This is a genomic window from Actinomadura sp. 7K507 (assembly GCF_004348425.1).
In the GTDB taxonomy this organism is placed as follows: Bacteria; Actinomycetota; Actinomycetes; order Streptosporangiales; family Streptosporangiaceae; genus Spirillospora.
The window spans coordinates 19,007-45,228 of the sequence record NZ_SMKK01000048.1 but is presented as its reverse complement, the minus strand read 5'-3'; the positions used below and the strand labels follow the sequence as shown (position 1 = coordinate 45,228).

Annotated in this window: 25 protein-coding genes and 2 pseudogenes; 14 read left to right on the top strand and 13 right to left on the bottom strand. The window is 71.8% G+C overall.

What is annotated here, in order from left to right; genetic code table 11:
- Positions 1 to 105: 105 nt before the first annotated feature.
- Positions 106 to 1,644 (top strand): MFS transporter, encoded by a 1,539-nt coding sequence (locus E1285_RS13665; protein ID WP_207946579.1) that lies wholly within the window; start codon positions 106 to 108, stop codon positions 1,642 to 1,644.
- Between the two features lie 4 nt (positions 1,645 to 1,648).
- Entirely contained in the window at positions 1,649 to 2,251 is a 603-nt protein-coding gene (locus tag E1285_RS13660) for a TetR family transcriptional regulator (RefSeq protein WP_243722762.1), read from the top strand.
- A 32-nt stretch (positions 2,252 to 2,283) separates the two neighbouring features.
- On the opposite strand, the gene E1285_RS13655 is transcribed toward E1285_RS13660, so the two are convergent.
- Together E1285_RS13655 and E1285_RS13650 are read right to left on the bottom strand one after the other, a co-directional pair.
- Complete coding sequence (locus E1285_RS13655) at positions 2,284 to 2,787, bottom strand: hypothetical protein (RefSeq protein WP_132151819.1); 504 nt, start codon at positions 2,785 to 2,787, stop codon at positions 2,284 to 2,286.
- A 113-nt stretch (positions 2,788 to 2,900) separates the two neighbouring features.
- A complete protein-coding gene (locus E1285_RS13650) occupies positions 2,901 to 3,899 on the bottom strand; it encodes an oxygenase MpaB family protein (RefSeq protein ID WP_132151817.1) in 999 nt (332 codons plus the stop codon).
- Positions 3,900 to 3,988: 89 nt separating this feature from the next.
- Here E1285_RS13650 and E1285_RS13645 point away from each other — a divergent pair, with 89 nt between their 5' ends.
- A complete protein-coding gene (locus E1285_RS13645; protein WP_132151815.1) occupies positions 3,989 to 4,633 on the top strand; it encodes a TetR/AcrR family transcriptional regulator in 645 nt (214 codons plus the stop codon).
- On the opposite strand, the gene E1285_RS13640 is transcribed toward E1285_RS13645, so the two are convergent.
- Positions 4,630 to 5,601, bottom strand: a complete 972-nt coding sequence (locus E1285_RS13640; protein ID WP_132151813.1) for an alpha/beta hydrolase — start codon at positions 5,599 to 5,601, stop codon at positions 4,630 to 4,632. The genes E1285_RS13645 and E1285_RS13640 overlap by 4 nt on opposite strands.
- A 71-nt stretch (positions 5,602 to 5,672) precedes the next feature.
- Positions 5,673 to 6,236, bottom strand: coding sequence for a DUF1349 domain-containing protein (locus tag E1285_RS13635; protein ID WP_132151811.1), 564 nt, complete (start codon positions 6,234 to 6,236; stop codon positions 5,673 to 5,675).
- 70 nt (positions 6,237 to 6,306) lie between these two features.
- On the opposite strand from E1285_RS13635, the pseudogene E1285_RS47305 reads away from it, so the two are divergent.
- A pseudogene (locus E1285_RS47305) lies at positions 6,307 to 7,053 on the top strand (phosphatase PAP2 family protein); the annotation flags it as partial.
- 64 nt (positions 7,054 to 7,117) lie between these two features.
- On the top strand, positions 7,118 to 7,879 hold the full coding sequence (locus E1285_RS13625) for a creatininase family protein (protein ID WP_132151807.1): 762 nt from the start codon (positions 7,118 to 7,120) through the stop codon (positions 7,877 to 7,879).
- A gap of 3 nt (positions 7,880 to 7,882) precedes the next feature.
- Here E1285_RS13625 and E1285_RS47300 read toward each other — a convergent pair.
- From E1285_RS47300 to E1285_RS13580, 9 genes and pseudogenes are all read right to left on the bottom strand, one after another.
- Positions 7,883 to 8,572: pseudogene (locus tag E1285_RS47300) on the bottom strand (lysylphosphatidylglycerol synthase domain-containing protein); the annotation flags it as partial.
- A 98-nt stretch (positions 8,573 to 8,670) separates the two neighbouring features.
- Complete coding sequence (locus tag E1285_RS13615) at positions 8,671 to 9,480, bottom strand: methyltransferase domain-containing protein (RefSeq protein WP_132151805.1); 810 nt, start codon at positions 9,478 to 9,480, stop codon at positions 8,671 to 8,673.
- Positions 9,477 to 10,589, bottom strand: coding sequence for a glycosyltransferase family 4 protein (locus E1285_RS13610; protein WP_132151803.1), 1,113 nt, complete (start codon positions 10,587 to 10,589; stop codon positions 9,477 to 9,479). Before E1285_RS13610 ends, E1285_RS13615 begins: the two co-directional genes overlap by 4 nt.
- Before the next feature lie 2 nt (positions 10,590 to 10,591).
- Positions 10,592 to 10,990 (bottom strand): 6-carboxytetrahydropterin synthase, encoded by a 399-nt coding sequence (locus tag E1285_RS13605; protein WP_132151829.1) that lies wholly within the window; start codon positions 10,988 to 10,990, stop codon positions 10,592 to 10,594.
- Positions 10,991 to 11,029: 39 nt separating this feature from the next.
- On the bottom strand, positions 11,030 to 12,001 hold the full coding sequence (locus E1285_RS13600; RefSeq protein ID WP_132151801.1) for a zinc-binding alcohol dehydrogenase: 972 nt from the start codon (positions 11,999 to 12,001) through the stop codon (positions 11,030 to 11,032).
- Positions 11,958 to 12,812: a CDP-alcohol phosphatidyltransferase family protein gene (locus E1285_RS13595; RefSeq protein ID WP_243722761.1), complete on the bottom strand. Its 855-nt coding sequence runs from the start codon at positions 12,810 to 12,812 to the stop codon at positions 11,958 to 11,960. The genes E1285_RS13600 and E1285_RS13595 overlap by 44 nt, the downstream gene beginning before the upstream one ends.
- Positions 12,809 to 13,513, bottom strand: a complete 705-nt coding sequence (gene ribA / locus E1285_RS13590) for a GTP cyclohydrolase II (RefSeq protein WP_132151799.1) — start codon at positions 13,511 to 13,513, stop codon at positions 12,809 to 12,811. The genes E1285_RS13595 and ribA overlap by 4 nt, the downstream gene beginning before the upstream one ends.
- Before the next feature lie 110 nt (positions 13,514 to 13,623).
- Positions 13,624 to 14,370 (bottom strand): nucleotidyltransferase domain-containing protein, encoded by a 747-nt coding sequence (locus tag E1285_RS13585; protein ID WP_132151797.1) that lies wholly within the window; start codon positions 14,368 to 14,370, stop codon positions 13,624 to 13,626.
- Positions 14,370 to 15,056, bottom strand: a complete 687-nt coding sequence (locus tag E1285_RS13580; RefSeq protein ID WP_243722760.1) for a nucleotidyltransferase domain-containing protein — start codon at positions 15,054 to 15,056, stop codon at positions 14,370 to 14,372. Before E1285_RS13580 ends, E1285_RS13585 begins: the two co-directional genes overlap by 1 nt.
- A 211-nt stretch (positions 15,057 to 15,267) precedes the next feature.
- Between E1285_RS13580 and E1285_RS13575 the strand changes: the two genes are divergently transcribed.
- From E1285_RS13575 to E1285_RS13535, 9 genes are all read left to right on the top strand, one after another.
- Entirely contained in the window at positions 15,268 to 16,584 is a 1,317-nt protein-coding gene (locus tag E1285_RS13575) for an ABC transporter substrate-binding protein (RefSeq protein WP_132151793.1), read from the top strand.
- A gap of 5 nt (positions 16,585 to 16,589) precedes the next feature.
- Positions 16,590 to 17,624, top strand: a complete 1,035-nt coding sequence (locus tag E1285_RS13570) for a sugar ABC transporter permease (protein WP_132151791.1) — start codon at positions 16,590 to 16,592, stop codon at positions 17,622 to 17,624.
- On the top strand, positions 17,621 to 18,466 hold the full coding sequence (locus E1285_RS13565) for a carbohydrate ABC transporter permease (protein ID WP_207946578.1): 846 nt from the start codon (positions 17,621 to 17,623) through the stop codon (positions 18,464 to 18,466). The genes E1285_RS13570 and E1285_RS13565 overlap by 4 nt, the downstream gene beginning before the upstream one ends.
- Before the next feature lie 69 nt (positions 18,467 to 18,535).
- Positions 18,536 to 20,191: a glycoside hydrolase family 13 protein gene (locus E1285_RS13560; RefSeq protein WP_132151789.1), complete on the top strand. Its 1,656-nt coding sequence runs from the start codon at positions 18,536 to 18,538 to the stop codon at positions 20,189 to 20,191.
- A 10-nt stretch (positions 20,192 to 20,201) separates the two neighbouring features.
- The gene (locus E1285_RS13555) at positions 20,202 to 21,248 is read left to right on the top strand and encodes a LacI family DNA-binding transcriptional regulator (protein ID WP_132151787.1); all 1,047 of its coding nucleotides are present in this window, start codon (positions 20,202 to 20,204) and stop codon (positions 21,246 to 21,248) included.
- A 166-nt stretch (positions 21,249 to 21,414) separates the two neighbouring features.
- Positions 21,415 to 22,722 (top strand): ABC transporter substrate-binding protein, encoded by a 1,308-nt coding sequence (locus E1285_RS13550; protein WP_243722759.1) that lies wholly within the window; start codon positions 21,415 to 21,417, stop codon positions 22,720 to 22,722.
- 184 nt (positions 22,723 to 22,906) lie between these two features.
- The gene (locus tag E1285_RS13545) at positions 22,907 to 23,896 is read left to right on the top strand and encodes a sugar ABC transporter permease (RefSeq protein WP_132151785.1); all 990 of its coding nucleotides are present in this window, start codon (positions 22,907 to 22,909) and stop codon (positions 23,894 to 23,896) included.
- Entirely contained in the window at positions 23,893 to 24,795 is a 903-nt protein-coding gene (locus tag E1285_RS13540) for a carbohydrate ABC transporter permease (RefSeq protein ID WP_207946577.1), read from the top strand. The genes E1285_RS13545 and E1285_RS13540 overlap by 4 nt, the downstream gene beginning before the upstream one ends.
- Entirely contained in the window at positions 24,792 to 26,216 is a 1,425-nt protein-coding gene (locus E1285_RS13535; protein WP_132151783.1) for a GH1 family beta-glucosidase, read from the top strand. Before E1285_RS13540 ends, E1285_RS13535 begins: the two co-directional genes overlap by 4 nt.
- Positions 26,217 to 26,222: the final 6 nt, after the last annotated feature.

The following is a 26,222-nucleotide window of genomic DNA, read 5'->3' as shown; positions in this document are numbered from 1 at the left end:
GCCCACTGCCGCACCCCAGCACCCGTCCCGCTGGACGGCTCGCATGTATTTGGACGATCGTTCTACTTGTACTATCGTTCAGGTACTTTAGGCGAAGGGGGCGTTGTGGTGCGCGGGACGGGTGCTGGGGTGCGGCAGTGGGCGGGGCTCGGGCTGTTGGCACTGCCGACGGTGTTGCTCGGGCTCGATGTCACGGTGCTCTATCTCGTGCTGCCGAGCATGGCGGCCGACCTGGCCCCGTCCGGGACGCAGACGTTGTGGATCATGGACGCGTACGGGTTCCTCATCGCCGGGTTCCTGATCACGATGGGCACCCTCGGAGACCGGATCGGGCGGCGGCGGCTGCTGATGATCGGCATGGCGGCGTTCGCGGCGGTGTCGCTCCTCGCGGCCTTCGCGCCCAGCGCGGAACTGCTGATCGCGGCGCGGGCGCTGCTCGGCGTCGCCGGTGCGACGCTGATGCCGTCGACGCTGTCGCTGATCTCGAACATGTTCCCCGACGCCCGGCAGCGCGCGCTGGCGATCGGGGTGTGGGCGACGATGTTCGCCTTGGGCATGGCGGCCGGTCCCGTGGTGGGCGGCGTGCTCGTCGACGAGTTCTGGTGGGGTGCGGCGTTCCTGCTGGCCGTCCCGGTCGCCGTCGTCGTGCTGGCCGGTGCGCGGACACTGCTTCCGGAGTACGCCGCCGCCGACGCGGGGAGGCTGGACTTCGTCAGCGTCGCCTTGTCGCTGCTGGCGATCCTTCCGGTGATCTACGCGGTGAAGCACACCGCCGCCCACGGGCCCGGCCTGCCCACGGTGATCCCGCTCGTGGCCGGTGTCGCGGCCGGTGCGTCGTTCGTGCGCAGGCAGCGCCGGCTCGCCTCCCCGCTGCTGGACGTCGGCCTGTTCGCCGACCGGGCCTTCTCCGCCGCGCTGGCGGTCCTTCTCATCGGGCTGGTCGGCGTGGGCGGCACCATGTACCTGGTCACCCAGTACCTCCAGCTGGTCGAGAACATGTCCCCGGCGGTGGCCGGGCTGTGGACGGGCGCACCGGCGCTGGCGATGTTCGCCGCCGCCATCGGCGCACCGCTCGTCGCCCGGCGGGTACGTCCCGGTCTCGTCATGGCGGTCACCCTGGTGCTCTCGATGATCGGCTATGTGCTGCTCGGTACGGCCGGCACCGGAGACGCGGCGCAAGTGGTCACCGGTTTCGCCTTCGCCTACCTCGGCCTCGGCGCGATCGCCGCGCTCGGGACCGACATGGTCGTCGGCGCCGCGCCCGCTTCGCGGTCCGGATCGGCCGCCGCGATGTCCGAAACCGTGCAGGAACTCGGCATCGCCGCAGGTGTCGCCCTTCTGGGGAGCCTCACCACCGCGCTCTACAGCGCCCGCATGGTCGCGCCTTCAGGCGTGCCGCCCGTCGTCGCCGACCGGGTGACCGGCAGCCTCGGCGGAGCCCTCTCTGTCGCCGAGGACGCGCCGGTCGATGTCGTGCTGGCACGGGAGACGTTCACCACCGGGCTGAACATCGCCTCGCTCGTCGCCGGCGCGGCCGTTCTCGCCGCGACGGTGCTGTGCCTGGCGGCCCTGCGGCACGTGCGCCCGCTCGGCACGGACCGGCGCGCGGAAGCCCATGAGAAGGAGTCGGCTGGACTACCCTGAGGCCATGGGAGGGCGCATGGACGACCAGGGCGACGGCACGGCCGACGGGCGCAGAGCCCGGGGGCGCAAGCGCCGCGCCGAGATCATCGACGCCGCCCTCGCCGTCGTCCAGCGTGACGGCACCGCCGGTGTCACCCACCGCACCGTCGCCAAGGAAGCCGGGATCCCCACCAGCCTGACCACGTACTATTTCGCCACCCTCGACGATCTGCTCGTCGCCGCCCTGGCCAGCGTCGCCGACGTCTACACCGCGCGCGTCCGCCAGATCATCGACGGTCCGGGCGACAAGCTGCGCGAGCTGGCCGGGTTGATCGTCGAGTCCGCGGGGCCCGGCCGCGAGCGCGCGCTGGCCGAACGCGAGCTGTCCACGATGGCCGCCCGCCGTCCCGCGCTCCAGCCCGTGGCCCGTCGCTGGCGCGAGGACGTCGCCGACCTCGCCGCCCTCCTCACCGACGACCCGCGGGCGATCGCCGCTCTCGTCGCCGCCTCCGACGGCCTGTGCACCGCGCTGCTCATCGACAACGCCCCGGCGGAGACCGGCTACGTCCACGGCGTGCTCGTCCAGGCCCTCGGCGCCCGCCACAACGAGCCGGCCCCTTCACACTGACCAGGTCAGCGCGTCAGCCCGGACGCGCCGGTTCAGCGGCTGTCGCGCTTCGCCTGGCGGCGGGCCCCCTTCGCCCGGGTGGCGGCGTGCCGCCGGTTCAGGGCGGGGCCGGCGCTCGTCGGCCTGACGCGCTGCGTCGTCTGAGCCGCCTTCGCCGTGGGCTCCGGCGTCCCGGCCGGCTTCGGGGTGTCCCGGTCCGGATTGGCGGCGGCGATCCGCTCGGCCTTCAGCTCGGCCGCGCTGCGCCTCGCGGCCCTGGCCAGATACCAGCTCACGCGGGCCAGCGCGTCCTCGAACACCTCCGCCTTCTGCGCGTTGCGGGTGTTCTTCGGACGGGACGTGCCGCGTCCCCCGTACTCCGCGACCCGCTCGCCGGCGGCGCGCCGGTAGAGCTTGCTGTACTTGTTGCGGGCGCGCCGGATCCGGGTGTGCAGTTCGACGAGCCCGTCCTCGTCCATCTCGCCGAGCTCACCGCTCCCGGTCTCCCTGACAAGGGCCTTCTCGTCCTCGTTCAACGAGTTCAGCAGCGCCTTCATCGCCCCTCCCCGAGTCGGTGATCCACATCGAGCGTCGCATGCGGATCCCTAAAGGAGGGCTCAAGATTTCCCCAAGAAACGGCAAAAAGCGCCCGCGGAGCAGGGGAAGGTCTTCAGGCGGTGGCTTCGATCTCTTCGCGGGTGAGCAGCGGGTCGGGGGACGTCGGGGCCGTGGAGATGAACGGGTTCGCCTTCTTGCCGGCGGCGCGGTCCTGGGCCTGGCGGTATTCCGGGAGGGGGCCCGTCGCTTCGTGGAGGCCGTTGAGGGCCGCCCAGAGGGCGGTGCGGCGGAGGCGGAGGGTGACCGGGTTGGGCGGCTGGTAGAGGGCCAGTTTCTGGGCCCAGCGCGGGAGCATGTCGCGGGCCGCCCAGTCCATGAACTCGCTGCCGGGCTCCCAGGGCTTGGCCTTGCTGTCGCGCAGGTTGGGGCCGGTGGCGAACGCCTTGATGGGGGTGAGGGCCAGGCGCGGCAGGTAGGACTCCAGGCATTCGTCGGTCTCGGCCTTGGTGGCGGGGAGGTCGGTGCCCCCTAGGGCTTCGCCGACGCGGACGAACTCGCGGTAGTAGCGATCGATGTCGTGCAGGGGGCGGCGGTGGTAGCGCTCGTGCGCGGTGGCGAGGCCCCATACGACGGTGGCGTAGTTCCAGCGGAGCCATTCGGGGTCGTCGGCGTCGTAGGCGAGGCCGTCGGGGCGGGTGCCCTTGACGGTGTGATGCATGGCGCGGACGGTGCGCGCGAGCTTCTCCGCGGTCGGGGTGGAGCCGTAGGCGGTTCCGATGAAGAACGAGATGGAGTGCGCGAGGCGCACCGCGCCGCCTTCGGGGTCGATGTTCCCGGTGGGGATGCCGTCGACGCGTTCGGCCAGGCGGGAGTGGTCGTAGCCCATCCAGCTGATGCTCGGGTCGAGGCCCTCGATGTACGCGGCGCTGACCAGGCCGAGGATCAGGGTGGGCAGGTGAGAGTGGACGTACCAGACCGCGCTGCCGGGGCCGAACCAGCCGGGGTCTCCCTCGGGGCCGGCGAAGTCGAGGCCCTTGAAGAACTTCGACCGGATGTCGGCGTCGAAGGACTGCTCGAACCGCTTGGCGACGAGGTTGTTCTTGGCGGCCATCGGAAGCTCCACTTCTGGGTACGACTGTAGCCAGAATAAGGGATTGGTTACACCTGTGTCCAGACTGGGGCCTTGCTATCGTGAACGCCATGGCGAACGTCCGGACGGCGGCGTCCACCCGGTGGGCCGGAGTGCCCGTGGCCAGGCGGAAGGACGAGCGGCGCGAGATGCTCGTGCGGGCCGCGTTCGCGCTGCTCGGGGAGCAGGGTGAGGGCGCGGTGACGGTGCGGGCGGTGTGCCGGAACGCCGAACTGCACACGCGGTACTTCTACGAGAACTTCGCCGATACCGATGAGCTGCTGGCCGCCGTCTACGACCAGGAGGCGGCCGCGCTCGGGGACGTCCTCGCACGGTCCCTGGACGAGGCGTCCCCCGATCCGGAGGCCCGGAGCCGCGCCGGCATCCGCAGCGTGCTGCAGTTCATCACCGCCGACCCGCGGCGGGGACGCGTCCTGTTCTTCGAGGCGCGGGGGAACGAGATCCTGGCGACCCGGCGGCGGGCGGCGCAGACGGCGATGCTCGAAGCGCTCGTCGCGATGGGCAGCGAGGCCAGACTCCCGGTCGTCATCGCCGCGACGATGTTCACCGGCGCGATGACCGAACTGGCGCAGCAGTGGGCGGACGGACGGCTGGGGCAGGATCTCGACGCGGTAGTCGAGCAGGCCGTCGAACTCTCTGTGGCCATGTACGCGTCGACCGTGCAACGCCTGCCGCGCGGCGGAGCCGGAGGCTAGGCGGCCTCCTCGCGGGCCCGCGCCTCGGTGACGCGGCGGGCGAAGGCGCCGATCTCGGCGATCGCGACCAGGCCCTCGCGGGAGACGTCGGCGAAGACCTGGAAGACGTGCATCTGCCCTTCCCAGATCTGCAGCGTGCAGGGCACGTCCGCGGCTCCGAGCCGTTCGGCCATCAGCTCGGCGTCGGCGCGGATCACCTCGATCGAGCCGGCCTGGATGAGCGTGGGCGGCAGGGCCCCGAGGTCGGCGTGGACGGGGCTCAGCCACGGGTCGGTGTACTCGGCGTCCGGGAAGCAGGTGCGGACCATGTCCCACATGCGCGGCGCCGGGATGAACGGGTCGAGCGCGGCGTTGGCGTGCGCGATCTTGACGTCGATGTCCAGATCGGTGAAGGGCGACAGGGCGGCGATGCCCGCTGGGCGGGGCAGTCCGTCGCGGAGCGCGTACAGCGGCGCCATGAAGGCGAGGTAGCCGCCCGCCGAGTCGCCGCCGACCACGACGCCGTCCGCGTCGTGGCCCTGGTCGAGCAGCCAGCGGTAGGCGTCCACGCAGTCGGCGATGGACTCCTGGATCGTCACCTTGGGTTGCATGCGGTAGGCGACCGACAGCACCGGCATGCCCGCTGCCTGGGAGATGCGGGCGATCATCCGCCGGTGGGTGCGCAGCCCGCAGGCGACGAATCCGCCGCCGTGGAAGTAGAGGACCACCTTGCGCGAGTCCGCGGGCACGCCGCGGCCGCGGACCCATTCGGCGCCGCAGCCGAGCCCCCGCACCTTGGTGACCCTGGTACCTCGCGGCGGCGGCAGGAGGGCCGCGCCGAGGTCGAGCAGCGGGGCGAAGCGCAGCGTGAACGGGGTCCAGGGCAGCCGCTCGACGACCGGCCGCACGAACCGCCGGGCCACCCGCGCCGCCGTCCGGGCGGGCCGGCCGCATCCCGGGCGCTCCTCCACCGTCGGTGTGATCGGCATCCGCCGCCCCTCTCCGCCCGTCCGATCCGGCGCGGAGAGAGTACTACCAAGTAAGTGCTCAGGTACAGCGCCTAGGCGTGGAGGGCCTCGTCCGGGGCGCCGAGGGAGACGCGGGTGAAGCGGACGGTCAGGCCGTCGCGCTCCGGGGCGCAGCAGTAGGGGCCGGCCGTCGCGGGGACGTCCACCGGGAAGGGCGCCAGGCGGATCATCCGCCAGGGATCGTCGCCGGCGCGGGCACGGACGGTCACGGCGTCGCCGCTGCGGCTCGCCCGGACGGTGACTTCACGCCCAACCCAGGCGACGGGCGCCGACGACCAGTCGGACACGCCATGGGTGACGACCGCGCCCAGCTGCAGTTCGCCGTCGCAGTACTCGGCGCCCGCCTTGATCCAGGTGGTCTCGTCCAGGTAGAGCAGGAGGCCCGCCTGGTCGAACTGGTGGTCGTAGTCGGCGACGAAAGAGACCTCGATGGCGGCCTCGGGGCCGAGTGGCGACAGCAGAGCGTGGCCGCCGTTGCGGTTGTAGCCGTAGGACGTCGTCCGCCAGAAGTCGCTGCCCTTCGCCGCGGTGACGAGCAGGTCGGAACCGTCGTGCTCGGCGGCCGCGGGAGGATTGAGCCAGTCACCGGTGATCACGCCATGGAATCTACGGGAAGGGTGGGGTTATCTCCACCCTCGCCCAGGGGGCTGCCTTCCGCTGATCGGGATGCTGGGACCAGTGCCCCGGAAAGTGTCGGACGCGAAGGTTGTGATGAGACGCAGACGACCGGCACGGGGAGGACGACCGATGGCGAGCACCGTAGCGATGCGAGGCCGGATGCGGCCGCTTGCCACCGAGGCAGGGCTACTGGTGATCCTGTTCGCCTTCTACAAGTGGGGGCGGGCGCTGTTCGAGCACGGCCCCGGCGAGGCGATGAGCAACGCGGCGTGGCTGTGGGAGTTCCAGCGGTCGTGGCTGCCGAGCGAGGTGGATTTCCAGCAGTGGGCGCTCGGATGGGACCACACGGCCTTCCTGGCGAACGTGTATTACGTGGGCATGCACTTTCCCGGGACGGCGTTGCTGCTGGTCTGGCTCTATCTGCGGCATCGGTCGTCCTACGGCCGGGTGAGGAACGAGCTGGTGGTGCTGACGGGGGCGGGCCTGCTCGTGCACATGCTGTTCCCCCTGGCGCCGCCACGGCTGGCCGGGATCGGCGCGGTGGACACGATGATGAGCGTCGGGCCGTCGGCCTACCCGGCGCCGGGGGCGGACGGGATCGCCAACCAGTACGCGGCGATGCCGTCGCTGCACGTCGGGTGGGCGGTCCTCGTCGCCGTCGCGGTGGTGCGGGTGTCGCGGAGCCGGTGGCGGTGGGTCATCGCCATGCACGCGCCGGTCACGGTGTTCGTGGTGGTCGTGACCGCGAACCACTTCTGGACGGACGGTCTCGTCGCGGCCGCCCTGCTGGCCGGTGCGATGGCGCTGGTTTCGGTCTTCGAGCGCGTACGGCAGCGTCAGGTACGGCAGGGTGGGGTCCATGCTGCCGACGCACACGAGCTCCGAGGAACCGGACGTCCCGGTGGCGGTCCTGCCGGTCGGGAGCCACGAGCAGCACGGCCCCTTCCTGCCGCTTGCGACGGACACGGTGATCGCCTGCACGATCGCGCGGGAGATCGCGAAGACCCATCCGGTGCGGACGCTCCCGCCAGTGACGATCTCGTGCTCGCATGAGCACGCGGCCTGGCCGGGGACGGTGAGCATCTCGGCGGCGACCCTGCACGCGGTGGTGCGGGACGTCGCCGATTCGCTGCGCAGGTCAGGCGTGCCGAAGCTGGTCCTGGTGAACGGGCACGGGGGGAACTACGTGCTGGGCAACGTCGTCCAGGAGGCGCACGGCGACATGGCGCTGTTCCCCGGCCCGGACGAATGGGCCGAGGCGCGGATCGCGGCGGGCGTCCAGACGTCGAACGACCGCGACATGCACGCCGGCGAGCTGGAGACGTCGATCCTGCTGCACGCGCACCCGGAACTCGTGCGGAGCGGGTACGAGACCGCCGACCATCTGGCCGATGACCGGCGGCACCTGCTGACCGCCGGGATGGCCCCCTACACCGCGTCGGGGGTCATCGGCCGGCCGTCACTGGCCGACGCCGGCAAGGGCCGGGACGCTCTGCGGAGCCTGGTCGCGGCTTTCGGGGACTGCCTCGCCGCGCTTCAGCAGCAGGGTCACGGCACCGGGCAGGCACGCCACGAACGCGAGCACCCCGTAAACGACGGAGACGGTCAGACCTTGCGCTGACCCGAGCCCGGCGGCGCCGAACGCGACGGCGAGGACGGCCTCGCGGGGCCCCCAGCCGCCGACGTTCACCGGCAGCACCATCACCAGGAGCGCGAGCAGCAGCAGCGGCACCAGGGTGACGAGCGGCGCCGCCGCGCCGGCGAGGCGGGCGGCGACGACGAACAGGACGAGGTGCCCGGCCAGAGCGGCGACGGACAGGCCCACGATGGCGGGCCAGACGTCCAGGACGGCGCGCGTGCCGGCGAACATGCCCGCCAGGGCGCGGTGACGCCAGCGGGCCAGGACGAGCAGCACGCTCAGCAGGACCGCGATCACGACCAGCGCCGGGGCCATGACCGGCGCCATGGCCGACAGCACGGCGGGCTGCGTGAGCAGGACGGCTACGCCCACGATGACCGGGACGACCTGCCCCGCCACCCGTTCGAGGAACACCGCCTTCACGCCGCGGGCGACGTCACCGGACCGATGGCCGTGGCTCACCGCGCGGTGAACGTCCCCGAGCACCCCCGCCGGCAGTACCGCGTTCAGGAACTGGGCCCGGTAGTAGTCGGAGACGGCCCCCGCCATGGGCAGCTCCAGGCCGAGGCGCCGGGCGACCAGGCACCACCGGGCCGCGCTGAGCACGGTGGTCGCCAGGCCGATGGCGAGCGCGATGAGGAGGGACCGCGCGTCGATGGCCTGGAGCGCGTCCACGAACGCGTCCGTGCTGTGCCACCACAGGAGCCCGGCGAGGATGCCCAGCCCGATGAGCAGCCGCAGCCGGGGCCAGAGCTTCCGCGCCCAGGACTTCGTCACGCGGACCCCCCGGGCAGCGCGAGAAGGTCGACGTGGTGGACCTCGACGGTGAGCCCGCCGGCGGCGCACTCGTCGAGGCGCCTGCGCAGGTAGCCGTCCGCGGCCGGGCCCAGGCCGGGACGCTGCTCGACGGCGGCGGCGACCCAGCCGCGCAGCCACTCGGCGGTCAGCGCGGCCTGGCCGGGGCCGAGCCGCCACGGGCTCGGCCGCGTCCGGACCGAGGCGCCGCGGCGCCCGAACGCCGCCGTCGCGGCGGCGACGGCGTCCGGTCCGAGGCGGCCGTCGCGGCGCTGGTGGGCGTCGAACGCGGCGGCGACGTCGGCGTCGAACGGATCGGGCGGGGAGAGCCGGACCCGCCCGACGACCGACAGGGTCAGCAGCGCCGGGCAGCCCGCCGCGGCGGCGATGGCCTCGACCTCGGCGGCGGTCAGGACGTCCAGCAGCGCGGACGCGGTGACCAGCGACGCGCCGACCAGGTCGGAGGCGCGCAGCGATTCGAGGTCGCCCGCGCGGGTCTCGATCGTCGCGGGCAGCCCGTCCGCGGTGACGTAGGCGTTCTTGCGGGCCAGGTCGAGCAGCTCGGGATCGCGGTCGTGCAGGATCCAGTGCTGCGGTCCGCGCAGCCGCCCCGACAGCCAGCGCCCCAGGGAGCCGGTTCCGCAGCCGAGGTCCCAGACGACCAGCGGCTCGTCCGGCGCGAGCGCGTCCCGCAGCGGGGCGAGCAGCTCCGAGGCGCGGGCGGTGGCGTCGGCGCTCTCCCGCAGCGCCAGCCACGAGGGTTCGAAGGACGGCGAATCGGCATTCATCGGTTCTCCCTGCGCAGGCGGGACAGGACGAGGGCCATGCGGCGGGCGGTGTCGTCCCAGCCGGGCAGCATTCCGCGGCGGAGCCGGGCGGCGGCGCGCAGCCGGCTCCGCAGTTCGGGTTCCACGAGCCAGCGGCGCAGCGCGCCGCCCATCGCGGCGGGGTCGTCCGGCGGGACGAGGAGCCCCGGGACGGCGCCCGACGGATCCCAGCCCAGCGTGTCGGGGACGCCGTCCACCGACGTCGCGAGGACCGGGATGCCGCGCGCCAGGGCCTCGGTCACGACCATCCCGTACGTTTCGGCGCGGGACGCGAGGACGAGGAGGTCGGCGGCGGCGTAGGCGTCGTCGAGCCGCTTGCCGGCCAGCGGTCCCTCCAGGTGGACGCGGTCGCCGAGGCGGTGCCGGCCGATCAGGCGGTGCAGGCGCGCCACGTACTCGGGGTCGCGGCTCAGCGGGCCGGCGAACTCGCACCGCCACGGCAGGTGCGCGACGGTGGCGAGGGCCTCGACGAGGACGTCGTGGCCCTTGCGCGGTGTCACGGACGCCACCGACAGCAGGCCGGTCGCCCCGTCGGTGCCGGACGCCAGCGACGCGGGGTCGGTCCCCGGGGTGACGGCGTGGACGCGGGACGGTTCGAGGCCGTGGTGGGAGATGAGGTGCTCCTTCGCCCACGGGCTCGTCGCCACGACGGCCCCGGCGGCCTCCAGCACCTTGCGCTCGCCCGCGTCGAGGTCGGCCTGCCCTGGTTCGTCCGCCAGCGGCAGGTGGACGAGGACGGCGAGTTTCAGCCGCTCCGCCTCCGGGACGATGATCTCGGGGACGCCGCACGCGACCAGGCCGTCCAGCAGGACGACCGTCCCGCCGGGCAGCGCGGCGAGCGACCGGGCGAGGCCCCTGCGGGCGGCGTCGCCGGGACGCGGCCAGGCACCCGGCATCGCCAGCTCCCGGACGGTGCGCCCCGACGCCTCCAGCGCCTCGCGCAGCCGCCGGTCGTAGCGGTTGCCGCCGCTCGGCACGTCGGCGTCGTCGATGTCGCCCGGGACGACGAAGCAGATCTCGTGCCCTCGCACCCCGTGCCCTCTCACCTCGTGCTCGTTCACCTCGTGCATGTTCACAAGGCACGCTCGTAGCTGGCCCAGGCGACGTGCGACTCCTGCAGCGTCACCGCTATGCCGGACAGGCCGCGCGCGTTCTCGCCGAGGGCGCCCGCATGGACCTGGTCGGCGAGCCGGTCGGCGATGACCTTGGCGAGGAACTCCGTCGAGGTGTTGATCCCGGCGAAATCCGGCTCGTCGTCCAGGTTGCGGTAGTTCAGTGCGCCCAGGACCTCACCCAGCTCGCTGGTGGCGAGCCCGATGTCGACGACGATGCCGTCCGGGTCCAGGTCGGCCCGGCGGAACGTCGCGTCCACCACGTACGTCGCGCCGTGCAGCCGCTGCGCCGGGCCGAACACCTCGCCGCGGAAGCTGTGGGCGATCATCACATGGTCGCGGACGGTGATGCCGAACAAGGTTCTCTCCATATGGGTCGGGGTGAATCCGAGGATTCGTCAGTAGGTGATTCGGTGGCAGAGCGCGGGAAGTTCACCGCCCGCGAGGCGCGGCATGACCCGCGGCAGGTCCCCGAACTCGCTCTCGCCGGTGACCAGCGCGTCGTACCCGGGACTCGCCAGCAGCCGCAGCGCCAGCGCCAGCCTGTCGGCGAACGTGCGCCGCGACCGGCGGGCCGGCGGCACGGCCCCGACCTGGCTGGCGCGGACGGTCAGCCGCCGCGAATGGAAGAACTCCCCCAGCGGGACGCTGACCCGCCGGTCGCCGTACCAGCTCAGCTCCACGACCTCCCCCTCCTGCGCGAGCAGTTCCAGTGACCGGGCCAGGCCCGCCTCGGTGGCGCTGGCGTGGATCACCAGGTCGCAGCCCCCCTCGGCCTCGTCGGGGAACGCGAACCGGACGCCGAGCGCCCGCGCGACCTCCGCGCGTGCCGGGTCGGTGTCGACCAGCTGGACGTCGCAGCCGGGGAACCCCGCGAGGACCCCGGCGACCGAGCAGCCGACCATCCCCGCGCCGACCACGGCGACGCGGTCGCCGACGAGCGGCGCCGCGTCCCACAGCGCGTTCACGGCGGTCTCCACGGTTCCGGCGAGGACGGCGCGCTCCGGCGGAACCCCGTCCGGGACGGGGCTGACCGCGCTCGCCGGGACGACGTACCGGGTCTGGTGCGGGTAGAGGCAGAACACCGTGCGGCCAAGCAACTCCGCCGGGCCGTGCTCGACCACGCCGACGTTCAGGTACCCGTACTTGACCGGCCCCGGGAACGTCCCGTCCTGGAACGGCGCCCGCATGATCGCGTGCTGGTTCGGGGGGACGCCGCCGCGGAACACCAGCGACTCCGTTCCCCGGCTCACTCCGGAGCAGACCGTCCGGACCAGCACCTCGCCCGGCCCCGGCTCCGGCAGGGTGAGCTCACGGATCTCCCCCTTACCGGGCGACCGGATCCAGAAGGCGCGGGCGTCCCGCTCCATCCGTGCTCCTCCCCCGACTCCCCCGGCTTCCCCGGCTCCCCGGCGCGTGCCGCCGCGTGAACAGCCACGCGACGTCCCGCCCGAACGACCACACCAGCAGCGCGAGCGCCGCCGCCACGAGCGCGCCCGCGTACGGGACGACGCCCGCCGCGGCCACCGTCAGCGCCACGCCCTGCACCACCGCGACGGCCTTGCGCGCGATGCTCGGCCGCAGGTCCGCGCGCAGCCACGGTGCAGCCCACGCCGCCGCGCCGAACACGTACCGCATGGCCCCGATCGCCAGCACCCACGCCCCGGCGGACCACGCGACCTGCACGCTCAGCACCAGGACGAGGAAGGCGTCGACCTCCATGTCGAACCGTGCGCCGAGCTTGGACGCCGTCCCGGTGCGCCGGGCGACCTGCCCGTCCACCCCGTCCAGGAGGAGCGCCACCGACGCCAGCGCGACCAGCGTCCACGTGTGTCCGTCACCCATGAGATGCCCCGTGACCAGGGCCGCGACACCGCCCGTGAGCACGACGCGCGCCAGCGTGACGTGATCGGCGGGCCCGAGCGTCCGCCGCCGGCCGAACGCCGCGGTGAGAACGCCCCATGAGGCCAGCGCGTACCCGGCGCCCACGGCGACGCCGACTAGCCCCGGCCGCAGCACCGCCAGCAGGGCGAACTGCACGGCCACCGCCGCCGCGAGCTCGGTCCCCCGGGTCAGCCGCCTGGCACGCGGCTGCCCGGCGGTGTACCAGGCGCCCGGCGGGGCCGCCCGCAGCGGCCGCGTGATCGGTCGCGGTCGCGTGACCGCCATCGGCCTCGTCATCCGTGGACCTCGCTGACCGGCGCCTCGCCGAGCGCGGCCGCGTCGAGCGCCGCCGCGTCGAGCCGGGCGGGATCCAGCTGCGGCCCTTCCAGCTGGGGAAGGTCGTGGCCGAGACGGTCGCGCTTGGCGGTGAGGTAGCGGACGTTGTCGTCGCTGACCGGGACGAGGAGCGGCACCCGCGCCGCGATGGCGACGCCGTAGGACTCCAGCGCGCTCACCTTGACCGGGTTGTTCGACAGCAGCCGCACCGACCGGATCCCGAGATGCCGCAGGACGCGGGCCGCCGGCCCGTAGTCGCGGACGTCCACCGGCAGCCCGATGGCCGTGGCGGAGTCGACGGTGTCGAGGCCCTGGTCGTCCTGGAGGATGTGCGTGCGGACCTTCGCCACCAGGCCGATCCCGCGCCCCTCGTGCCCGCGCAGATACACCAGGACACCGGCGCCCTCGCGGACGATCGCGTCCAGCGCCGCGCCGAGCTGGTCCCCGCACTCGCAGCGCGTGGCGGCGAAGATGTCTCCGGTCATGCATTCGGAGTGCATCCGGACGAGCACGTCGTCCCGGCCCCGGATGTCGCCCCGGACGAGCGCCATGTGCTCGTGCCCGTCGACCGGGTCCCGGAACGCGACGGCCCGGAACACGCCGCGCTTCGTCCGGAGATCCGCCTCCGCGATGTCCTTCTGGTCGATGCCCTGCTCCCGCATCGCTCCCCTTCCTCGGCTCCGCAATCACCCGTGGTACGTGGCGGACGCACCAGGCGGTTGCGTTGAACGGTCCGTATAACCCGTGGCACGGAGGGGAGGCACCGCAGGGTTCAGCGTAGGCGTGTGCGGACTACGAGGTCGTGCATGGCGCGGAAGTTCGCGGGATGTTCTGGGAGGTCGCTGCGGTCGCGTTCGTCCTGGAGGCGTGCGGTGAGCGCGGCCGTGTCGGCCTGGAGGCGGGACGGGGAGGGCGCGTCCCCGGGCAGCGCACCGTGTTCGGCGGCGCGCTTCGCCTCGATCAGGTCGGCCAGGTAGGGCGGCCCGTCGCCGGTGAGGCGCGTCAGGTCGGCCTCGACCTCGCCTGAACGCATCAGGTGGATGCCCGTCAGCAGGACCCGGAACGTGTAGAGGAGCGGCTTCAACGCGTTCGTCTCCTCGAACGCCTTCCACTGGGACCGCGCGAAGCCCAGGTAGTGGTACGCGTGGTTGAAGGTGAGCAGTCCCGGGACGAGTTCCTTGAGTTCCTCGTGCACCGGCGACGTGGTGATCACGAGCGGCGACATGACCTGTTCCAGGACGTACCCGTTGCGCCGCAGGAGGAGGGAGCAGAACTTGGCCAGGTCGTGGGTGACGATGTCGGCCTCCACGTCCTCGTGGTCCCACATGAGCGTGACGGTCTCGTCTCCCGTCCGCAGGCCGACGATCTCTTCGAGGGGCAGCAGGTGGACGCCGCGCAGGTCGACGTCGGAGTCCGCTGAGGGAAACCCGTACAGGTGGGCGCCGCTGACCGTGACGAACGCGCGGGGGTAGGGGTGGCCTGCCGCGAAACGGTCGAGCAGGCCTTCGGGGACGTCCATCAGTCAACGCTCCTGCGCCGTACGGAGATCAGGAGTTCTTCGATCTTCGCGCGGTCGGGCTCGGGGGGCAGCGGGCTGCGGTCCGCGGCGGTGTCCAGGTCGGTGGTGAGGGCGGCGCGCCAGGTCTCGATCTCGTCCCAGGCGACCTCGCCGCGGCGGACGGCGAGGAGCCGGTCGCGCAGGTCGCCGACGTCCACGCGCGGCTCGCCGTGCCGGACGCAGTGGAGGCCGCTGACGAGGAGGCGCAGCATGTGCATGACGTGCTTCCAGCGCGGCGCGCCGCCGTTGCGCAAGTCGCCTTCGAGCTTGCGGAACTGCGCCTCCGCGTAGCGGAGGAACGTGCGGTGCACATGCCGGGACAGGAAGGCGGACCGGACGGCCAGAAGCTCCTCGCCGACCGGGGTGACCTTCTCGGCCAGCGGCGACCACAGGCACTCCAGGACGGTCGGGTTGGCGGCCAGGGCCAGCTGGCAGAACCGCTCCAGTTCCCAGGAGAACTGCTCGGGCAGCGGGCCTTCCAGGTGGGTCGGCGGTTTGGTGAAACGCCAGAACAGCGGTGCCGGAGCCGCGTAGACGCCGCGCCGGTCGACGTCACTGTCGCCGGTCGCCAGACCGTAGGCTCGCGACCCCGTCACGACCGACAGGATCGTGTGGTCGCGGATGAGGTCGGGTGCGCTGTCGTTCACGGGGGAAGCCTGGCGCAGCCACCGTCGGCGTGTCGACCGGGTTTGCCCCGGGCTCTGTAAAGGGTTACAGATCGCCCACAGACTTGCAGAAAGTTTCTGCAAACTGTTTACGGCGTTGAAACGCGTTGCTAGCGTCCCGCACCAGCCACCCCCCATCCCCGGATCCGCGGGACGGCCGCCCACGGAGGCGCGTCCCGCCAAGGAGGACACCATGCGGCGCATCCCCCTGATCGGCGGCCGCCCTCTGCTCGGCATCGCCGTCTGCGCCGCCCTCACGCTCTCGCTCACCGCCTGCGGCGGCGATGACGACGGCGGCTCGCAGGGCGGCGGAGGCACCGAGAGCCTGGAGGGCCGCGGGCCCATCACGTTCGTGACGGGCAAGGACCGGTCCGGCAACCTGAAGAAGCAGGTCGACGCCTGGAACGCCGACCACCCCGACGAGCAGGTCCGCATCATCGAGCTGCCGGACGAGCCCAACGAGCAGCGCCAGCAGATGATCCAGAACGCCACGACGAAGTCGGACGCCTACTCGGTGCTGAACCTCGACGTCGTGTGGACCGCCGAGTTCGCCGCCAACCGCTGGCTGGCGGAACTGCCCGAGGACGAGATCGACCTGTCGAAGATGCTGCCCGCGACGGTCGGCACCGGGCAGTACAGGGACCGGCTCTACGCGGTGCCGTCCACGTCCGACGCGGGGATGCTCTACTACCGCAAGGACCTCCTCGACGAGGCCGGGATCTCCCAGCCGCCGAAGACCTACGACGAGATGTGGGACGCCTGCGACAAGGTGAAGAAGCTGCCCGAGGGCGAGGACGCCGACTGCTACTTCACCGAGGTCAACAAGACCGAGAGCATGACGATCAGCGCCGTCGAGGCGATCGCGAGCGCCGGCGGCTCGGTCATCGGCGAGGACGGCAAGCCGGCGCTGGACACCCCCCAGGCGAAGCAGGGCGTGGAGTTCCTGGTCGACGCCAAGGAGAAGCACATGCCGGAGGAGGCCGTCACGCTCGACACCGAGGGCGGGCGGCGCCACTTCCAGTCCGGCAAGCTCGTCTTCCAGCGGCAGTGGCCCTACCAGTACGCGCTGGCCAACGAGGACGACGGCTCCTCGGAGGTCGCGGGCGAGTTCGCGGTCGCGCCGCTGCCCGGCCCCGGCGGTCCCGGCGTCGCCAACCTCGGCGGGCACAACCTCGCGATCTCCGCCTTCGCCGGGAACAAGGCGAGCTCGCTCGACTTCATCCGGTACATGACCAGCGAGAAGGCGCAGCGCGCCAACCTGCTCGCGACCTCGCAGGCGCCGACCATCGCCGCCCTGTACGACGACCCGGAGATGGTGAAGAAGTTCCCGTACCTGCCGGTCCTCAAGCAAGCCATCACCACCGCCGAGCCGCGTCCCGTCGCTGTCAAGTACGGCGATGTCACCGCCGCCGTACAGGGCGAGATGTACGACGCCGTGACCGGCAAGAAGTCCGCCGAGCAGGCCCTGACCGACCTCCAGGCCAAGCTCCAGCCGCTGACCACGCAGTGAGCGGCATGAGCACGAAGCACGACGAGCAGCCGTCCGCCGCGGGTCTGCCCGCGGCGGGCGCGCCGCGCGGGCGACGGCGCGGGCGAGCGGGCAAGGGCGACGTGCAGGGGACGAAGCGCCTGGCGGCGCTGCTGCTGTCCCCGACGCTGCTCGTGCTCGCGCTCGTCATCGGCTACCCGGTCCTCGCCGGGTTCCGCGAGTCGCTGTACGCGCGGGGCGAGGGCCTGGACGACCAGGGGTTCGTGGTGGAGGGCGACCGGTTCGTCGGCCTCGGCAACTACACCGCGATCTTCCAGGGGGACCGGGCCGAGGCCTTCTGGAACGCCTTCGGCAACACGACGTTCTTCACCGTCACCACCGTGACCCTGGAGACGGTGATCGGCGTCGCGATGGCGCTGATCATGCACCAGATGTTCCGGGGACGGTCCATCGTGCGTGCCGGCATCCTCGTCCCGTGGGCGATCCCCACCGCGATCTCCGGGCTGCTCTGGCGCTGGATCTTCCAGGCGGACGGCGCCGCGAACGCGGTCGTCCGCGAGCAGATCCTGTGGACCGCCGACGGGTTCCCCGCCAAGATGGCCATCGTCATCGCCGAGGTGTGGAAGACCTCCCCGTTCATCGGGCTGCTGGTGCTGGCCGGCCTGCAGATGATCCCCCGGGACGTCTACGAGGCGGCGCGGGTGGACGGCGCCGGCCCCGTCCAGCGGTTCTGGCGGATCACGCTGCCGCTGGTCAAGCCGGCGCTGCTGGTGGCCGTGCTGTTCCGCATGCTGGACGCGCTGCGGATGTTCGACCTGCCCGCCGTGCTGATCGGCGTCAACCAGAAGTCCGTGGAGACCCTGACGATGATCGCCTGGTTCGAGGCGTCCAACCTGCGGTACGGGTCGGCGGCGGCGTACGCGACCGTCCTGTTCCTCTACATCGCGCTGATCGCGTACCTGTTCGTGAAGCTGCTCGGCGCCGACATCATCGGCGAGGCGCGCCAGCACAGGGCGGGGGCTCCGCGAGGGCGACGCGGGCGGAAGAAGGTGGCCGCGTGAACGGGTCCCCTCGCACGGGCAGGACCGCGAAGCGGGCGCTGTCCTACCTCGGGTTCGCGCTGGTGACGGTCTACTGCCTCGCGCCGTTCTACTGGATGACGATCTCGGCCTTCCGGCGGCCGCAGGACCAGTTCGACAACACGATCATCCCGGCGCGGTGGTCGTGGGAGAACTTCTCGGCGGTCTTCTCCGGCGGCAACGGGTTCGGCCGCGCGCTGCTGAACAGCGTCATCGTGGCCGGAAGCACCACGGTGCTGACCCTGCTCATCGGCACGGTCACCGCCTACGCGCTGGCCCGGCTGCACTTCCGGTTCAAGAACGCGGTGCTCGGGCTGGTCATCGCGACCTCGATGTTCCCGGGAATCTCACAGCTCGTCCCTTTGCTGAAGCTTTTCACGGACATCAACTGGATCAACACCTACCAGGCGATGGTGCTCCCCAGCCTCGGGTTCGCGCTGCCGCTGTCGGTGTGGCTGCTCACCGCGTTCTTCCGGCAGCTTCCGTTCGAGCTGGAGCAGGCGGCGATGGTGGACGGCTGCACCCGCGGCCAGGCGTTCCGCAAGATCATCATTCCGCTGGCGGCGCCCGGGGTGTTCACGACGGCGATCCTGACCTTCATCGCCGCGTGGAACGAGTTCCTCATCGCGCTGTCCATGGTCAACAAGAAGGAGATGCAGACCGCCACGGTCGCGATCTCCAAGTTCACCGGCGTGTCGGGGTTCGACCAGCCGTTCGGCACCCAGATGGCGGCGGGCGTGATCGTGACCGTCCCGCTGATCGTCGTGGTGCTGGTCTTCCAGCGCCGGATCGTCGCCGGCCTCACCGCCGGCGGCGTCAAGTGAGCCGAGACCGCGTCGAGTGAACCGCAACGAACACGTGCACACTGACCGCCTCCGAAACGAAGGATGTTCATGACCCAGGACACCCTGATCGTCCCTGCCGGAGACCTCGGCCGGGACGGCACCCGCTGGTGGCGCGACGCCGTGATCTACCAGGTGTACGTGCGCAGCTTCGCAGACTCCGGCGGCGACGGCGTCGGAGACCTGCCGGGCGTCCGGGCCCGGCTGCCGTACCTGGCCGGACTCGGCGTCGACGCGCTGTGGCTGACCCCGTTCTACGTGTCCCCGATGGCCGACTTCGGGTACGACGTCGCCGACTACCGCGACGTCGACCCGCTGTTCGGCACGCTCGGCGACGCCCGCGACCTCATCGCGGACGCCCACTCGCGCGGCATGCGGATCATCGTGGACGTCGTCCCCAACCACACCTCCGACCGGCACGCCTGGTTCCAGGCCGCGCTCGCCGCGTCGCCCGGCTCCCCCGAGCGCGCCCGCTACGTCTTCCGCGACGGGCGCGGGCCGGACGGCGCCGAACCCCCCAACGACTGGGAGTCGGTGTTCGGCGGCCCCGCCTGGACCCGGCTGCCGGACGGCCAGTGGTACCTGCACCTGTTCGCCGCCGAGCAGCCCGACCTGAACTGGGAGAACCCCGAAGTCCACGCCGAGTTCGCGGACATCCTGAAGTTCTGGCTCGACCTCGGAGTGGACGGCTTCCGCGTGGACGTCGCCCACGGCATGGCCAAGGCGCCGGGGCTCCCGGACGTCGGCCACACCGATCAGGTCGAGATGCTCGGCACGGCCGTCCTGCCGTACTTCGACCAGGACTCCGTCCACGACATCCACCGCGAGTGGCGGCGCCTCCTCGACTCCTACGACGGGGAGCGCATCGCCGTCGCCGAGGCGTGGGCGCCGACCCCCGAGCGCCTCGCCGCCTACACCCGCCCGGACGAGCTGCACCAGGCGTTCAACTTCCACTACCTGAGCGCGCCCTGGGAGGCCGCCGAGATGCGGGAGGTGATCGACGAGTCGCTGCGCACGGCCGGGGCGGTCGGCGCGCCCGCGACCTGGGTGCTGTCCAACCACGACGTGAAACGGCACGTCACCCGGTACGGCGGCGGGGAGCGCGGCCTCCGGCGCGCCCGCGCGGCGGCCCTGCTGACGCTGGCGCTGCCCGGCTCGGCCTACGTCTACCAGGGCGAGGAGCTCGGCCTGCCCGAGGTGCTCGACCTGCCGGAGGAGTTCCAGTGGGACCCGCAGCGGCTGCGCGGCGACGGCGCCGGCCGCGACGGCTGCCGCATCCCGATGCCGTGGGAGGGCGAGAGGCCCCCGTTCGGCTTCGGTGCGGGCGCCTCGTCCTGGCTCCCGATCCCCGCCGCGTGGCGCGACCTCACCGTCGCCCGGCAGAGCGGCGACCCCGGCTCGATGCTGACGCTCTACGAGCGGGCGCTGCGCATCCGGCGTGAACACCCGGCGCTCGGCGACGGCTCGTTGCGCTGGCCGGCCGCTCCACGGGGCACACTGGTGTTCGTCCGGGCGGCGCACGAGGCGAACGGGGGCGGCGGCGCGGGCAGGCGGCTCGCGTGCGCCGTCAACCTGGGCGGCGGCACCGTGCGCGTCCCCGCGTCCGGCACCCCGCTCCTCGCGAGCGGACCGGTCCACACGGACGGGGACCACGTGGAGCTGCCCCCGGACACCGCACTGTGGTGGGACGTCGAGGAGGACGACTAGCTTGAAACCCATGACGACACGTCTGGCGGACATCGCGGCACATGCCGGGGTGAGCGAGGCGACCGTGAGCCGCGTGCTCAACGGCAAGCCGGGCGTGTCCCCGACCACGCGCCAGGCGGTGCTGACCGCCCTGGACGTGCTCGGCTACGAGCGCCCGGCCCGGCTGCGCCAGCGGCGGGCCGGGCTGATCGGGCTGATCATCCCGGAGCTGACCAACCCGATCTTCCCGGCGTTCGCCGAGGTCATCGAGAGCGCGCTGGCCCGGCACGGGTACATGGCGGTGCTGTGCTCGCAGGCGCCGGGCGGCGTCGCCGAGGACGACTACATCGAGATGCTGCTGGAGCGCGGCGTCGCCGGGATCATCTTCGTCAACGGGCTGCACGCCAACGCCAACTCCGACCGGGCGCGGTACGCGCGGCTGCTGGAGCAGGCGCTGCCGATCGTGCTGGTGAACGGGTACCGGCCCGACATCGACGCCCCGTACATCTCCAATGACGACGTGGCGTCGCTGGAGGCGATCGTCGCGCATCTGGCCGCAATGGGCCACCGCCGGATCGGGCTGGCGATCGGCCAGGACGTGTACGTCCCGACGCGGCGCAAGACCGAGGGCTTCCGGCGCGGGATGGCGGCGCACACCGGCCTGACGGCCGACGAGGTGGACGAGCTGATCGTCAACACGATGTACACGGTCGAGGGCGGGCAGGCGGCGGCCGCCCGGCTGCTCGACGCGGGCTGCACGGCGATCTGCGGCGGCAACGACATCATGGCGCTGGGCGCGATCCGGGCGGCCCGGCAGCGCGGGCTGCGGGTCCCCGCGGACGTGTCGGTCACCGGCATGGACGACTCGCTGCTCACCGCGTACCTCGACCCTCCGCTGACCACGATCCGGCAGTCGGTGCGGGAGATGTCGATGGCCGCCGTGAGCACCGTCCTGGACGAGATCCGCGGCGCCGCCGCACCCCGAACGGAGCTGCTCTACCGGCCCGAACTGGTCGTCCGGCGGTCCACGGCGCCCGCTCCCGCGGCGGCCCGGCTGACCCCGGTCAAGGAGGGTTGACGGGTCGATGACCGCGGGTCCGGGCGGGCCCGGCAGGGCCCCCGCCCCGCGCCGCTTTGTTGTAACGGTTGTGTTTCGGCGCATTGACAGTGAGGCCCGTCACGGTCTTTCCTTCGTGGGAGCGCTCCCACACACCTGGAAGTCACCAACCTGAGAGGGGTCCGCCATGAGGGCCATCATGCGGCGCGGACTGAGTACGGCGATGGCGGCGGTACTCGTCGGCGGCCTGGTCGTCGCCTGCGGCGGGGACGACGACGGCGGCGGCGGCTCGGACGGCGGTCCGGTCGAGCTGACCATCGACGTTTTCGGCGAGGCCGGCTACGAAGAGCTCATCAAGCAGTACCAGCAGACCCACCCGAACGTCACCGTCAAGCAGCGCAAGGTCTCCAGCCTCGACGAGTACAAGCCGCGCATCCAGCAGTGGATGTCCACCGGCAGCGGCGCCGGCGACGTCGTCATGCTGGAGGAGGGCATCCTCCCGCTGTACATGCAGCAGCCGGACAAGTTCGTCAACCTCTTCGACCACGGCGGCAAGGAGCTGGAGAAGAACTTCCTGCCCTGGAAGTGGCAGATGGGCGTCACCCCGGACAGCAAGCAGCTCGTCGGGCTCGGCACCGACGTCGGCCCGCTCGCCATGTGCTACCGCAAGGACCTGTTCGAGAAGGCCGACTTCCCGACGGAGCGCGAAGAGGTCGGCAAGCTCTGGCCGACGTGGGACGAGTTCCTCGCCAAGGGGCAGGAGTTCCAGGAGAAGGTCCCCGACAGCAAGTGGCTGGACGGCCCCACCGCCGTCTTCCGCGCCACCGTCCTGCAGAACGCGGGCAACGGCCCCGGGTACAGCTTCTTCGACAAGGAGAACAACCTCGCCTTCGACAGCAACCCGACCGTGAAGCAGGCCTTCGACACGGCGCTGAAGTTCGAGCAGAACAAGCTCACCGCCGACATGTCGATCTTCACGCCGCCGTGGCAGACGGCCCTCAAGCGCGACACCTTCGCCACCCTCCCGTGCCCGTCCTGGATGCTCGGGGGCATCGAGGAATTCTCGGGTGAGGCCGGCAAGGGCAAGTGGGACGTCGCGACCATCCCCGGCGGCTCCGGCTACTGGGGCGGCTCGTGGCTGGCCGTGCCCGAGCAGACGAAGCACGCCAAGGAGGCCGCCGAACTCGCCAAGTTCCTGACCTCGCCCGAGGGCCAGGTCGGCGCCTACAAGGCGGCGAACGTCTTCCCGTCCTCGCCGCAGGCCGCGCAGAACCCGGCGGTCGCGGGCGCCAAGAGCGAGTACTTCAGCAACGCCCCCGTCGGCAAGATCTTCGGTGACCTGGTGGCGTCGGTGAAGCCGGTCCACCTCGGGCCGAAGAACGAGGACGTCCGGGCGGCGGTCGAGAACGTCCTGGTCTCGGTCGGCCAGGGCAAGCAGGACGCCGGCGGCGCATGGGCCAAGTCCGTCGAGGAGGCCGAGAAGGCCGCCAGGTAACGCACGGCGCGACCTCCAGGCCACGGCGGCGGCGCCGTGCAGCTACCTCCCCAGCGGCGCCGCCGCCGTACCCATCTCACGCAATGAACCGTTCTCATCCTCGGCAGGCCCGCACAAGGACCGGCACCGACAGAGGGCCGGATGAAAAAAGGTTCACCCGTCCTCGGAAAGGAGGCGCACGCCGATGACCACCGATCTGCGCCCCAGCCGGAACGGCCCGCCGCCGCCCCCGCCGGCGAAGGACCGCCAGGAGCCGCGCCGCACCTGGCGGGCCCGGCTGGCCAAGCTCGACGTGAAGGGCGCACCGTACGCCTTCATCTCGCCGTTCTACCTCGTCTTCCTGATCTTCGGCGCGTTCCCGCTCCTGTTCACCCTCTGGGTCTCCCTGCACGACTGGGAGCTGGCGTCCGGGACACGCGACTTCGTCGGGCTGGACAACTACGACTACCTGCTGACCGACTCCGACTTCTGGCACGCCACGGTCAACACCCTCGGGATCTTCGTCATCGCGACCGTCCCGCAGCTGCTGATCGCGCTGATGATCGCCAACGCGCTGAACCGGCGGATGCGGGTGCCGACCCTGTTCCGGATCGGGATGGTCGCCCCGCTGGTGACCTCGACCGCCGCCGTCGCGATCGTGTTCACCCAGATGTTCGACCAGAACTGGGGGATGATCAACTGGTTCCTCGGGCTGTTCGGCGTCGACGCGATCGCCTGGAGCAACAGCCGCGGCTGGTCCTGGGTGGCCATCGCCCTGATGGTCGACTGGCGCTGGACCGGCTACAACGCGCTGATCTACCTGGCCGCCATGCAGGCGATCCCGAAGGACCTGTACGAGGCCGCCGCGATCGACGGCGCGTCCCGGATCCGGCAGTTCTGGCAGATCACCGTCCCGATGCTGCGTCCGACGATCATCTTCACGGTGATCATCTCGACGATCGGCGGGCTGCAGCTGTTCACCGAGCCCGTCCTGTTCAGCATCCACACGCCAAACAAGATGGACGGCGGCCCGTTGCACCAGTTCCAGACGATCACGATGTACATGTACGACAACGCGTTCGGCAGTGACCGGTACGGCTACGGCGCCACCGTCGCCTGGGCCCTGTTCGTGATGATCATCGTGTTCTCCCTGATCAACTTCCTGGCCGTGCGGCGTACGGGAGGCACCAAGTGACCACGCTCCTGGCCGGCCCCGGCAGCCGGCGCCCCGAGGGCAAGCACGCCGCCGCGCGTCCCGGCCGCTTCCGCGGCCTGTGGAACGCCAGCCCGCTGACCTACCTCACGCTGATCGTCGCCCTGGTCCTGTCGCTCTTCCCGATCTACTGGATGATCGCCGTGGCGACCCGCACCAACGACGTCGTCGCCGACGTCCCGCCGCCGATGCTTCCCGGCGGCCAGGGCGCCGAGAACGTCGACCGGCTGTTCGCCAACCCCGACGCCTACTTCGCCCAGGGCCTGCTGAACTCCGCGATCGCCTCCGGCGTGGTGACGATCTCCACGGTGTTCTTCGCCTCGCTCGCCGGGTTCGCGTTCGCCAAGCTGCGCTTCCGCGGCAAGAACGGCCTGCTCCTCATCATCATCGCGACGATGATGATCCCGGTGCAGATGGGCATCATCCCGCTCTACATGATCATGGTGGAGCTGGGCTGGCAGAACCAGCTGCAGGCCGTCATCGTCCCGTTCCTGGTCACCGGGTTCGGCGTGTTCATGATGCGGCAGTACGCCGAGCAGGCCGTGCCCGACGAGCTGATCGAGGCGGCCCGCGTCGACGGATGCACCACGTTCGGCATCTACTGGCGCGTCGTCCTGCCCGCCCTGCGGCCGGCCGCGGGCGTCCTCGGCCTGTTCACGTTCATGCAGACCTGGAACGAGTTCATGTGGCCGCTCGCCGTGCTGAACCCCGACAACCCGACGGTGCAGCTGTCCATCAACAACCTGGCGAACGCGCACTTCCAGGACTACACGCTCATGTTCGCGGGGACCAGCGTGGCCGTCCTGCCGCTCCTCGTCGTGTTCATCATTTTCGGCCGCCAGATCATCGGCGGAATCATGGAAGGTGCTGTGAAGGCGTGACCTCCCTCAAGGACGACACCAGCGCGGCCGCGGCCGCGCAGTTCCCGACCGGGTTCCGCTGGGGGGCCGCGACCGCCGCCTATCAGATCGAGGGCGCCGCCGGCGAGGGCGGGCGCGGCCCGTCCATCTGGGACACGTTCTGCCGCACCCCCGGCAAGGTGCTCGGCGGCGACACCGGCGACGTCGCGGTGGACCACTACCACCGGTTCCCCGGCGACGTGGCCCTCATGTCCGACGTCGGGCTGACCGCGTACCGGTTCTCCATCTCCTGGCCACGGGTGCAGCCGTCCGGGACCGGGGCGTTCAACCAGGAGGGCCTCGACTTCTACCGGCGGCTCGTCGACGCGCTGCTGGAGGCCGGCATCGAGCCGTGGCCGACGCTCTACCACTGGGACCTTCCGCAGGCGCTGGAGGACAACGGCGGCTGGCCGGAGCGGGAGACGGCCCACCGGTTCGCCGAGTACGCGAACCACGTGCACGCGGCCCTCGGCGACCGGGTCCGCCACTGGACGACCGTGAACGAGCCGTGGTGCGCGGCGTTCCTCGGCTACGCCTCCGGGGAGCACGCGCCCGGACGCCTCGACCCGTCCGGCTCACTGCAGGCCGCCCACCACCTGATGCTCGGCCACGGCCTCGCGGTCGAGGCGATGCGGTCCCGCAACCCCGGCAACCGCTTCGGCGCCGCCGTCAACCTGTACGCGGTCTCCCCCGCGTCGGACGACCCCGCCGACCTGGACGCGGCGCGCCGCATCGACGGGATGCAGAACCGGCTGTTCCTCGACCCGCTGCTGCTCGGCCGCTACCCCGAGGACGTCCTGGAGGACACCTCCCGGTACGGCTTCGCCCCGGCGGACGGCGACCTGGCGGTCATCAACCAGCCGATCGACCAGCTCGGCGTCAACTACTACTCGCGGCACACGGTCGCGGGCACGCCGGGCGAGGCGGCGCAGACCGCGTCGTCGCCGTTCTCCACGCACTCCCCGTGGGTGGGCAGCGACCACGTCCGCTTCGTCCCCGCCGGGCGTCCCGTCACCGGGATGGGCTGGGAGATCGACGCGGACGGGCTGCACGAGGTCCTCACCCGCCTGCACCGCGAGTACCCGGAGGTGCCGCTGTACATCACCGAGAACGGCGCGGGCTACGACGAGACGCCGGACGGCGATGGCACGGTCCAAGACGAGGGCCGCATCGCCTATCTGGACGCGCACCTCCGCGCCTGCCACGACGCGATCGCCGACGGGGCACCGCTACGCGGCTACTTCACCTGGTCCCTGCTGGATAATTTCGAATGGGCCTGGGGCTACTCGAAGCGCTTCGGGCTGGTCCACGTCGACTACGCCACGCAACGCCGGGTGCCCAAGGCCAGCGCCCGGTGGTACGCAGGGGTGATCCGGCGGGGCGGGCTGCCCGGACGGGGCTGACTCACG